At 74.3% G+C, this 10,787-nt stretch carries 9 protein-coding genes; 4 read left to right on the top strand and 5 right to left on the bottom strand.

The features are described from left to right. Nucleotides 1-367 precede the first annotated feature (367 nt). From ACR80Q_RS07080 to ACR80Q_RS07070, 3 genes are all read left to right on the top strand, one after another. The gene (locus tag ACR80Q_RS07080) at nt 368-685 is read left to right on the top strand and encodes a hypothetical protein (protein WP_435376895.1); all 318 of its coding nucleotides are present in this window, start codon (nt 368-370) and stop codon (nt 683-685) included. A 68-nt stretch (nt 686-753) separates the two neighbouring features. After that, nucleotides 754-2,046: a cupin domain-containing protein gene (locus ACR80Q_RS07075; RefSeq protein WP_435376894.1), complete on the top strand. Its 1,293-nt coding sequence runs from the start codon at nt 754-756 to the stop codon at nt 2,044-2,046. Then, complete coding sequence (locus ACR80Q_RS07070; protein ID WP_435376893.1) at nt 2,043-2,984, top strand: ferredoxin family protein; 942 nt, start codon at nt 2,043-2,045, stop codon at nt 2,982-2,984. Before ACR80Q_RS07075 ends, ACR80Q_RS07070 begins: the two co-directional genes overlap by 4 nt. A gap of 58 nt (nt 2,985-3,042) precedes the next feature. Here ACR80Q_RS07070 and ACR80Q_RS07065 read toward each other — a convergent pair whose 3' ends face one another. From ACR80Q_RS07065 to ACR80Q_RS07045, 5 genes are all read right to left on the bottom strand, one after another. Beyond that, nucleotides 3,043-3,690, bottom strand: a complete 648-nt coding sequence (locus ACR80Q_RS07065) for an isochorismatase family protein (RefSeq protein ID WP_435376892.1) — start codon at nt 3,688-3,690, stop codon at nt 3,043-3,045. Between the two features lie 10 nt (nt 3,691-3,700). Beyond that, complete coding sequence (locus ACR80Q_RS07060) at nt 3,701-5,575, bottom strand: hydantoinase B/oxoprolinase family protein (protein WP_435376891.1); 1,875 nt, start codon at nt 5,573-5,575, stop codon at nt 3,701-3,703. A gap of 3 nt (nt 5,576-5,578) precedes the next feature. Continuing rightward, entirely contained in the window at nt 5,579-7,660 is a 2,082-nt protein-coding gene (locus ACR80Q_RS07055) for a hydantoinase/oxoprolinase family protein (protein ID WP_435376890.1), read from the bottom strand. An 83-nt stretch (nt 7,661-7,743) separates the two neighbouring features. Further along, complete coding sequence (locus ACR80Q_RS07050; protein ID WP_435376889.1) at nt 7,744-9,015, bottom strand: CaiB/BaiF CoA transferase family protein; 1,272 nt, start codon at nt 9,013-9,015, stop codon at nt 7,744-7,746. Continuing rightward, nucleotides 9,012-9,683, bottom strand: a complete 672-nt coding sequence (locus tag ACR80Q_RS07045; protein WP_435376888.1) for a GntR family transcriptional regulator — start codon at nt 9,681-9,683, stop codon at nt 9,012-9,014. Before ACR80Q_RS07045 ends, ACR80Q_RS07050 begins: the two co-directional genes overlap by 4 nt. A 137-nt stretch (nt 9,684-9,820) precedes the next feature. On the opposite strand from ACR80Q_RS07045, the gene ACR80Q_RS07040 reads away from it, so the two are divergent. Continuing rightward, nucleotides 9,821-10,777, top strand: coding sequence for a hydroxymethylglutaryl-CoA lyase (locus tag ACR80Q_RS07040; RefSeq protein ID WP_435376887.1), 957 nt, complete (start codon nt 9,821-9,823; stop codon nt 10,775-10,777). Nucleotides 10,778-10,787 lie beyond the last annotated feature (10 nt).

The raw sequence follows: 10,787 nt of genomic DNA, 5'->3' as shown, positions 1-10,787 counted from the left end.
TCTGCTCCTGTCTGTCGGCCCGTGTTGGCCAGGAGTAGTTGAGCGTTGACATACCGTCACCGTCCTGGCGGTCCGCAGCGACCGCCCGAACGGCGTAATCGCCTCTGACCTGCACGTTCATGACACCTGGTCACCGTCGGTGACGACGACCGCGGCACGATGTCCCGGTTGTCCGGCGACGCCCGAGTGACGGTCTGATCACTACCTGTGACCACGCGGTTGACGTCACCGACCGCACCCGTCGCGAGGCGGTCGGGGTGGGGACGGGTGAGCCGCCCCTGTCCGCTCGCGGTGGGCCGTCGACCGGGCCATGCTGCCGATGGGCAGCCGGAGACCGCCGGCCGTCCCACCGAACCCAGGAGGACCCATGGCGCTCGACGACGAGATGACGACCAGCACCGGTGACGGCGGGGCCGACGGCGGAGCCGACAGCGGCGCCCACGGCCCCGCGGACGGCGGCGCGGGCAGCACGCCCGGCGGAGCGGACGGGGGCGCCGACGGGGGCGCCGACGGGGGCGCGGACGGGGGCGCCGACGGGGGCGCCGACGGTGGAGCGGACGGCGGAGCAGACGGCGGAGCGGACGGGGGCGCGGACGGGGGCGCGGACGGGGGCGCGGACGGCGGAGCGGACGGGGGCGCGGACGGCGGCGCGCACGGGCCGGCCGACGGCGGGGCTGGGCGCTGACCTCCGGCGCTGACGCGGGTCGCCGGGCGGTCACCCCCGACCGCCCGGCCCTCGCCCGGTGCACCGCGGTGCCCGGGGACGTGTTCGCGGACGCCGTCTGGGCCCAGGAGCCGTCGCTCAGCGCGGCCTCGGACCTGCCTCGCGACTTCTCGGACCTGCTCAGCCTGGCCGACGTCGACGTGCTGCTGTCCGAGCAGGGCCTGCGTACCCCGTTCCTGCGCGTCGCCAAGGACGGTCAGGTGGTGCCCGAACGCCGCTGGACCGGGGGCGGCGGCGTGGGGGCCACGGTCGGCGACCAGGTGCGCGACGAGCGCGTGGCGGAGCTGTTCGCCGACGGCGCCACCGTCGTCCTGCAGGCGCTGCACCGCACCCACGCCCCGCTGGCGCGCTTCGCGGCCGACCTCGCCGCGGACCTCGGCCACCCGGTGCAGGTCAACGCCTACGTGACGCCACCGCAGAACCAGGGCTTCAGCTCGCACTACGACGTGCACGACGTCTTCGTCCTGCAGGTGGCCGGGGAGAAGCGCTGGCGCCTGCACCGGCCTGTGGTCACCGACCCGCTGCGTGACGACCCGTGGACGGACCACCGCCACGCCGTCGAGCGTGCCGCGGCCGACGAGCCGTTCCTCGAGGCCGTGCTGCGCCCCGGCGACGCGCTGTACGTGCCGCGCGGCTGGCTGCACGCGGCCACCGCGCTGGGCGAGGTGTCCGCGCACCTGACCGTCGGGGTCCACGTCCGCACCCGGGCCACGCTGGTCGAGGCCCTGGCGGCGCTCGTCCTGGACGACCCGCGGCTGCGTGCGACGCTGCCGCTGGGGATCGACCTCACCGACCCGGTCGGGTTGTCCCCGCACCTGGCCGCGACCGTGGACGCCCTGACCGACCGTCTCCGCGACGTGTCCTCGGACGCGGTGGCCCGCCGGCTGACGCCTTCGGTGCTGGCCGGCAACCGCCCCGCCCCGCTCGCGCCGCTCGCGCAGGCGGTCGCCGTGTCCTCCGTCGGAGCGGCCACGGTGCTCCGCGTCCGCGCCGGGCTCCGCACGGTGGTCCGCGACCGCGCCGCCGACGACACCGGCACCGACACCGGCACCGGCACCGGCACCGGCACCGACGACGGGTTCCGTCTCGTCCTGGCCGACCGGTCCCTCGACCTGCCCGGGCGGGTCCGGACGGCCGTGCTCGCCCTGCTGGGCGGCGGTGACGTCGTCGTGGGCGAGCTGCCCGGCCTGGACGGCGAGGAAGCGGTCCGGCTGGCGCGTCGCCTGCTGCGCGAGGGCGTCGCCGTCCCCGCCCCTCCGACGGCTCCGACGGCCCCGACGGCCCCGACGGCCCCGACGGCCCCGACGGCCCCGACGGCGTGAACGCACCCACCAGGCTGCCCCGTTGCGCCGACGCCGCGGCCGAGCGGGGCGACCCCCGGGCCGGGTCCGCCTCGCCCGTGAGCCGTTGGTTCCTGCTCGAGCAGCCCGGACCGTGGGGCCGTGACGCCCTGCTGTCGTCCCGGCTCGACGCCGGGGTCGCGGCGGCGATGTCCAGGCGGGCCACGGCCGCCGGCGCCCGGGTGCTGCTCGTCCGTCGGCACGGCCGGGCCGGTCACACCCCGCAGGGACGGCGGCACTGGGCGCTGGTCGACTCCCGACCGGGCACCGAGGCCGTCCGGTGGGGCAGGTTCGAGCAGGACGAGGAGCTGCTGCACGTCGCGCTCGACGGGCCGGTGGTCGCGCTGCCGCACGAGGGCCCGGGCGACCCCACGCGGCCGGTCTACCTGGCCTGCGCCCACGGTCGCCACGACACCTGCTGCGCCGTCCGGGGCCGTGAGGTGGCCTCGGCCCTCGACGAGCTGGCCCCCGGGCGGGTGTGGGAGTGCTCGCACGTCGGCGGCTGCCGCTTCGCCGCGAACGTCGTGGTCCTGCCCCACGGGCTCTACTACGGCGGCGTCACCCCGGCCTCGGCCGCCGGCCTGGTGGAGGCCACGGAGAACGGCCAGGTCGTGCCCGACCTGCTGCGTGGGCGCTCGTCGCTGCCCGCCGCGGTGCAGGCCGCGCAGCACCACGCCCGCGAGGTGCTGGCCGGTGGCGAGACCCGCATCGACGACCTGCGCCCCCTGCGCAGCCGCGCGGCCGAGGACGGGTCGGTCGTCGTCGACCTCGAGCGCGCCGGGACCGATCGCGTCGTGCAGGTCACCGTGGCCCAGACCCCCAGCGGCCCGCCCACCCCGCTCACGTGCGCGGCCCCCCGCCCCTCGTCCCCGCTGGCCTGGGACCTCATCACGCTCGCGGAGCACCGCGCCGCCGGCTGAGCCGCGCCACCAGGGCCTGTGGCGGCCGCCCCGCTCCCCCTGCGGCGGGACCTGCGCCCTACCTGAGACCCGCCAGGTAGTCCAGGGCCCAGGCCTCGTCGACGACCTCGGCGTACTTGGCGGCCATGTCGCCCAGGTTGGCCTCGTGGACCGTGGGCGAGCGGTCGCCGCAGGCGTCGGCGACCACGAACACCGTGAACCCGTGCGACATCGCGTCGACCACGGTGGCCCGGACGCAGCCCGACGTCGACACGCCCTGCACCAGGACGGTGTCCACACCGGCCGCGGTCAGCGTCGAGGCCAGCGTCGTGCCGAAGAACGCGCTGGGCATCTGCTTGAGCAGCACCACCTCGTCGGGTCGCGGCGCGACCTCGACCCGGAACCGACCGGCCTCGGTGTCCCCGACGAAGGCGTGCAGCCCCGGCACCCGGCGCACGAACGAGCCGCCGTCGACGGCGCCCGCCGCGTAGCGGACCCCGGAGTGCGCCACGAGGACGCCCGCCTCCCGCGCGGCGGTCAGGACCCGCGACGCCGCCTCCAGCGACGCGGTCGACGGCAGCTGGAACGCCCCGCCGTCGTCGAAGTAGGCCCGCACCATGTCGATGCACAGCAGCGCCGGGCGCCGGCCCGGCTGCAGCGGCGTGCCCCACCCGGACCGGTCGTGCCCGTCGGCATGACCGCGTGCTGCCCCGTCGTCGCCGGTCATCGCCTCGCCGTCACACCCTGGCCACGGGCGGCTTCGGTGCGGGCAGCCCGGTCTCCGCGAGCGCGTTGGCCAGGATCTGCTCCATCGGGGGTCCGGAGTCGAAGATCGGCAACGGGTCGGGACGACCGGCGGACAGCTCGGCCCGCAGGGACTCCGTCGCCGCCGGGTCCACCTCGCCCGCCTCGGAGCAGACGACGCCGTAGCGGCGCGCCCCTCCGACGCTGACCAGGCCCCGCCGCACCTCGAGCGCGACGAGCTCGGCGTCCCGGGCCAGCGGGTCGCCCCAACCGCCCCCGCCCCAGGTGACGAAGTGCAGCAGCTCGCCCGCCTTGACCGGCACGTCGTGGCACTTGCTGGGCAGCACCTCCGTGGTCCCGTCCAGGTGCTCCAGCCACTTGGTGCCGCGCGCGCCGGGCTCCCCGCCCAGGACGCCCCACGGGTAGGTGAGCCAGCGGTCGTCGTGGATGGCGATCTCGCCGTCGGACAGGAACCGGTAGGCGACGTCCACGCCGTTGCCGCCGCGGTGCAGGCCGGAGCCGCCGGTGTCCGCGACCGTCTCCCACTTCTCGATCCGCAGCGGGTAGTACGACTCCAGGTACTCGCAGGGGATGTTGGTGAAGCTGGGCCACAACGAGTGCCCGTCCGGGCCGTCGCCCATCGGCCGGCCGGGGATGCCGCCGAAGCCGATCGAGTACAGCTGGAACCACTCGCCCTTCTGCTCGCCGGAGGAGTACGTCCCGGAGTACATGAAGTGGGGCGAGGAGCTGAAGCCGGCGGCGTTCATCAGCTGCGGGTTGGTCTGCCCGAGCAGCCCGCCCAGCAGGTCGAACACCCGGCCGATGCCGTGGTTGCGGCCCGACAGCGCGGCCGGGAACCGGGGCTTCCAGAACGAGTCCTCCGGGATGACGACGTCGACGAGCGGGTAGAACCCGTCGTTCCACAGGATCTGCGGGTCGGCGACCGTGATCATGTAGATCCCGAAGAACATCCGGATGAGGTTCTCGTTGATGTAGTAGTTGATAGGGCCGGCCGCCTGCGGGGACGACCCGGTGAAGTCGATGGTGACCTTGTCCCCGGTCCGGGTCAGCGTCATCTTGAGCTCGTACGGGCCGAACCCGACGCCGTCGTCGCAGATGTAGTCGGTGAAGCTGATCGCCTTGCCGTCCTCGAACACCATGGCCAGCAACGTCTTCATGGCGGAGTAGTTGCGGGCCAGCAGGGCGTCCAGCGCCGACAGGTAGGTGTCGGTGCCGAAACGGTCGCACATCTCCTGGATCCGACGCCCGGCGGTGCGGCAGGCGGCAACGATGCCGTTGAGGTCGGCCCGGTTCCAGTCGGGCTTGCGGACCTGGTTGAGGATGATCTCCAAGGACTCCTCCGCCAGGACGCCCTGCTTGTACAGCTTGAAGGGCGGGATGATCACCCCCTCCTCGAAGATCGTCCGCGCGTCCGTCGGCATCGAGCTCGCGGTCTTGCCCCCCACGTCGGACATGTGCCCGAACATGGACGCCCAGCCGACCACCCGGCCGGAGTGGAACACCGGCATGACGACGAGCCAGTCGTTGGCGTGGCTGATGGCCGCGCCGCAGGAGTACGGGTCCGACGTCAGCAGGACGTCGCCCTCCTCGATCGTCCCGTCGTAGTTGTCGAGGAAGTCGGGGATGGACAGGCCGAACTGGCCGACGACCATCTTGCCCTCGGGGTCCGCGATGAGCGGGAACTCGTCGTGCTGCTCGCGGATGCCGGGGCTCAGCGCGGTGCGGAACAGCACCTCGTCCATCTCGTAGCGGGCGTTGCGGAGGGCGTTCTCGACCAGGTCGAGGGTGATGACGTCGACGTCGACCGGGCTCACCGGCTCGGTGGCGGTCTCGAGGATGCGTGCCATGTCTCAGCCCTCCTGGCTCTGGGTGGTACCGGTCGCGGGCGTGATCAGGAGCGAGCCGCTGGGGTGGACCTCGGCCACGTGGTCGGGCAGGACGAGGGTGGTCGAGTCCATCTCGGTGATGATCGCGGGACCGGTGACGACGGCCCCCGCGGGCAGCCTCGACCGGTCGTAGACCCCCGCGCTCACCCGGGCCCCGGAGACCCAGATGTCGGCGTCCAGCACCTTGGCCGCGGCCAGGTCGGCGGCGTCGTCGCCCGAGCCCGGCGGCAGGGTCTCGGCGCCGACGTTGGGCCGCGGACCAGTGGCCGACGCGCGCAGGGTGACCACCTCGTGGGCGTTCTTCAGCAGGAACCCGAAGAGGCGCTCGTGCTCGGCGTCGAAGCGGGCGGCCAGGGCGACGAGACCGCCGCCGTCACCGTCGAAGGCGGCCATGTCCACCGTGACGGGGATCTCGAAACCCTGCCCGTGGTAGCGCAGGTCGACCGAGTGCACGACGCTCATGTCGGCCTCGTCGACGCCCTCGGCCCGCAGGGTGGCCTTCGCCGTGGCGGCGAGCTCGTCCAGGGCCGTGCGGATCTCGTCGTCGGTCGTGTCGGTGAACTGGCGGATGTAGGTGCGGGCGGACTCGTCGCGCAGGCTGGTGGTGGCGTCGCCGTAGGCGCACAGCACGCCGGGGCTCGGCGGGATGATCACCGGCCACGACCCGGTGAGCCGGCCCAGCGCGTTGGCGTGCAGCGGTCCGGCGCCCCCGAACGCCACCAGGGCGAAGTCGCGCGGGTCGAAGCCCTGCTGGACGCTCACCAGCCGCATGGCACCGAACATGTTCTCGTTGACGATGTCGACGATGCCGCTCGCGGCGGCCTCGACGGAGTCCAGCGTGGTGGCGTCGGCGATGGTCTGCACCGCCGCCCGCGACGCCTCGACGTCGAGCTGGATCTCGCCCCCGGCCAGGGCGCTGGGCAGGTAGCCGAGGACGACGTTCGCGTCGGTGACCGTCGGGGCCTCCCCGCCCTGCCCGTACGCCGCCGGACCGGGCACGGCGCCCGCGGACTGCGGCCCGACGCGCAGCGCCTGGGTCAGCGGCGGGACGTGGGCGATCGAGCCGCCACCGGCCCCGACGGTGCGCACGTCGACGCTCGCGGCCCGGACGTCCAGGTCGCCGACCCGGGTCTGCCGGCCGATGCGGGGGGTGAGGTCCTGCACCAGGGCCACGTCGGTGCTGGTGCCGCCCATGTCGAAGGTGAGGAAGTCGCGGAACCCGGCCTGCTCAGCGGCCCAGGCGGCGCCGGTGACGCCCCCGGCGGGCCCGGACAGCAGCAGGTTGACCGGGTTGGCCGCGGCCGTGGCGGCCGAGGCCAGCCCGCCGTCGCTGCGCAGGATGTAGAGCGGGCCGTCGACCCCGTGCCCGGCCAGCTCGTCGGCGAGCGCGCTGACGTACCGGGCCACCTGCGGCTGGACGTAGCCGTTGGCCACGGTGGTGACGGTGCGCTCGTACTCCCGCAGCTCCGGCAGGACGTGGCTGGACAGCGAGATCGGGAAGTCCGCGCCGAGCTCCTCGACGGCGATCGCCCCGATCTGCTTCTCGTGGTCGCCGTTGGCGAAGGAGTTGATCAGCGAGACCGCGAGCGCCTCGATCCCCTGCGCCTTGAGGCGGCGGATCTTCGCGCGCACGTCCTCGGCGTCCAGCGCGACGACGACCGCACCGTCGCCGGCGACCCGCTCCACCGCCTCGACGGTGTTCTCCAGGTCGGCGAGTGGCTCCGGCTTGGGCCAGATGATCCAGCCCGCCAGCCCGCCCGGGACGAACGAGCGGGCGATCTGGAGCACCTGCCGGAACCCCTGCGTGGTGACGAGGCCGACCTTGGCGCCCTTGCCCTCCAGGATCGCGTTGGTCGCGACCGTGGTGCCGTGCAGCACCTCGGTGACGTCCGCGAGCGCGATCCCGGCGTCCGCGCAGACGCGCTGGACGCCACGGAGCACGCCCACGGACTGGTCCTGCGGCGTCGAGGCGGTCTTGACCCGCCAGGTCCGGCCGGTGTCGGTGTCGATGAGCAGGACGTCGGTGAAGGTTCCACCGACGTCCACGCCGAGACGGTGCGCCATTGCATTCCTCCGGTTCGCGGGCGGTTGTCGCCGTGGGGTGCGGCAGGGGCGGGGTGGGGCCTTCCTCAGATCACCCCGTCGGTGCGGAGCTGGTCGATCTCGTCGCTGGTCAGGCCCAGGAGGCCGCGGTAGACCTCGTCGCTGTGCTGGCCGAGGGTGGGGCCGACGGCCCGGACGCGACCGGGCGAGCGGGACAGCCGCGGGAACACGTTCTGCATCGGCACCTGGCCGAAGTCGGGGTGGGCGAGGCGGACCACGGACTCGCGGGCCGCGAAGTGCGGGTCGGCCAGCATGTCCTTGGCCTGGTAGATCCGACCTGCGGGGACGCCGTCGCCGGCCAGCCGGGACAGCAGGTCGTCGGCGTCCAGGCTCGCCGTCCACACCGCGATGAGGTCGTCGAGCTCCTCGGCGTGGGCGCCGCGGGCGCCGTGCGTGGCGTAGCGGGGGTCGGTCGCCAGCTCGGGGCGGCCCATCACCCGGGCCAGGCGCGTGAAGACGGTGTCCTGGTTGGCGGCGACGAGGACCATCTCGCCGTCGGCGGTCGGGTAGGCGTTGCTCGGGGCGACGTTGGGCAGGACCGACCCGGTCCGCTCGCGCTGGTAGCCGGCGACCTCCCACTCCGGCAGCAGCGACTCCATCATCGCCAGCACGGCCTCGTAGATGGCGGAGTCGACGACCTGGCCCTGCCCGGTGCGGTCCCGGTGGTGCAGGGCGACCATGGTGCCGAGCGCGGCGAAGGTGGCGGCGAGGGAGTCGCCGAGGCTGATGCCGGCGCGTGCGGGCGGGCGGTCGGGGTCGCCGATGACGTGCCGGATGCCGCCCATCGCCTCGCCGATCGAGCCGTACCCGGCGCGCGGGGCGTAGGGCCCGGTCTGCCCGAAGCCCGTGACCCGGGTGACGACCAGACGGGGGTTGACCTCCCACAGCGACTCCGGGGACAGGCCCCACCGCTCGAGGGTGCCCGGCCGGAAGTTCTCGAGCAGGACGTCGGCCTCGCCGACGAGGCGCCGCACCAGGTCCTGCCCCGCCAGGGTGCGCAGGTCGCAGGTGACGCTCCGCTTGTTGCGGGCCACCACCGGCCACCACAGCGACTGACCGTGCGGCTTCTCGCGCCCCCACTGGCGCATCGGGTCACCGCGGCCCGGGTCCTCGACCTTGATGACGTCGGCCCCGAAGTCGCCGAGCAGCTGCCCGCAGAACGGCCCGGCCAGCAGCTGGCCCAGCTCGACCACCCGCACGTCGGCCAGCGGCAGGGCGGCGCGGCCGTCCGCGTCCTCGGGGGCGGCGGGGCTGCCGACGTGGCCGGGGTTGCCGGCGCCGGCGGGGCTGTCGTTCACTCGGGCTCCAGGGGGTCTGCGGGCTGGCGTCGTGGTCCGAGCAAGGACGCCCGGGCGGACATCAGGTGGCTGCGCATCACCGACTCCGCCCAGAGCCCGTCGTGGGCGCGCAGGGCGGCGACGATCTCCAGGTGGTGCTGGGTGCTGCGGCGCATGGCGTCGTCGTCGAAGCCGTGCAGCGTGCGCAGCACCGCCCCGGTGTGGACCAGGGAGTCCACCACCCCCGGCAGGACGTTGCTGCCGGTGGCCCCCACGACGAGGGCGTGGAAGCGCGCGTTGAGGCCGTAGACCAGGTCGAGGTCCTGGTCCGGGCCGGGCAGGGCGTGGGCGGCCATCTGCTCCGCGGACGCCTGCAGCTCGTCCAGCTGCGCGTCGCTGATCCGGGCGGCGGCCAACCGGGCCGACAGGCCCTCGACGTGCGCGCGCAGGACGAACACGTGCTCGAGGTCCTCGGGGCTGAAGTCGACGACGCGGGCGCCCTTGTTGGGGGTGATGTCGACGAGGCCCTCCGCCGACAGGCGGCGGAGGGCCTCGCGGACCGGCGTGCGGGACACCCCGAGGGCCTGAGCCAGCTCGACCTCGCCGAGCCTGGCCCCCGGTGCGTAGTCGCCGCGCAGGATCATCGTGCGCACCGAGTCCACCGTGGTGGTCCGATCCGTCGAGTCCATGCGCCGCTCCGCATCGCTGGGGTGAGGGGTGTGTGCAATCTAGGAGCGGTCTCTGGGCAGCACAAGAGATCCAGGCGACTTTCTTTCGGTGACCGAGGCTGTTGCATACATCTGAGAACGGGGTGCACGCTGTACCCATGTCCGACGCCGCCGTCGCACCCCAGTCCACCCCCGTGCCCGCTCCCACCTCGCGCGGGGTGCACGTCGTCGAGGTCGGTCCGCGCGACGGTCTGCAGAACGAGCGTGCCGTGCTGGACGTCGACACCCGGGTCGAGCTGGTCCGCCGTCTCGTCGGCGCGGGCGTGCGGCGGCTGGAGACCGTCAGCTTCGTCAACCCGAAGCGGGTGCCGCAGATGGCCGGGGCCGAGGAGGTCATGGCTGCGGTCCCCCGCACCGCGCCGGACGGCAGCCACGTCGACCACATCGGCCTGGTGCTCAACGAGCGGGGCCTGGACCGCGCCCTCGCCGCCGGGGTCGACGAGGTCAACCTCGTGGCGATCACGACCGAGACGTTCTCCCGGCGCAACCAGGGCGCAGGCGTCGACGACGTGCTGGCCGCCACGGTCCGGATGCTCGAACGCGCCCGGGCCGCAGGCGTGCCCGCCTCGGTGACCGTGTCGGCGGCCTTCGGCTGCCCGTTCGAGGGCGAGGTCGGCACGGAGCAGGTGATGCGGGTCGTCCGGGCCGTGCTGCCGGGCGAGCCCGTCGAGGTCGCCATCGCCGACACGATCGGTGTGGGCGTGCCCGCCGACGTGCGCAGGCTGGTGCGCGCGGTGCGGGCGGAGTCCGACGTGCCGCTGCGCGCGCACTTCCACAACACCCGCAACACCGGCTACGCCAACGCGCTGACCGCGGCCGAGGAGGGCGTCCTGGCCCTGGACGCCTCGATCGGCGGGTACGGCGGCTGCCCGTTCGCGCCGAACGCCACGGGCAACATCGGCACCGAGGACCTGGTCTACGCGCTGGGTCGCTCCGGGGTCGACGTCGGGCTGCGGGTGGCCGACCTGGCCGACCCCTGCGACTACGTCACCGCGGCGCTCGGCGCGGACCGGGCCCCTGCGCTGCTGGGCCGGGCAGGGGACTTCCCGGGCTGAGCGCCGCCCG

The organism is Aquipuribacter aurantiacus, assembly GCF_051216895.1.
GTDB lineage: Bacteria > Actinomycetota > Actinomycetes > Actinomycetales > JBBAYJ01 > Aquipuribacter.
Note: the sequence above shows the minus strand (reverse complement) of the source record. Positions and strands in the feature narration are given on the sequence as shown.

What these genes read in the sequence shown, in the direction of transcription:
- ACR80Q_RS07060 (WP_435376891.1), bottom strand. Translation starts at nt 5,575, where the DNA reads ATGGCACGCATCCTCGAGACCGCCACCGAGCCGGTGAGCCCGGTCGAC.
- ACR80Q_RS07065 (WP_435376892.1), bottom strand. Translation starts at nt 3,690, where the DNA reads ATGACCGGCGACGACGGGGCAGCACGCGGTCATGCCGACGGGCACGAC.
- ACR80Q_RS07080 (WP_435376895.1), top strand. Translation starts at nt 368, where the DNA reads ATGGCGCTCGACGACGAGATGACGACCAGCACCGGTGACGGCGGGGCC.
- ACR80Q_RS07045 (WP_435376888.1), bottom strand. Translation starts at nt 9,683, where the DNA reads ATGGACTCGACGGATCGGACCACCACGGTGGACTCGGTGCGCACGATG.
- ACR80Q_RS07040 (WP_435376887.1), top strand. Translation starts at nt 9,821, where the DNA reads ATGTCCGACGCCGCCGTCGCACCCCAGTCCACCCCCGTGCCCGCTCCC.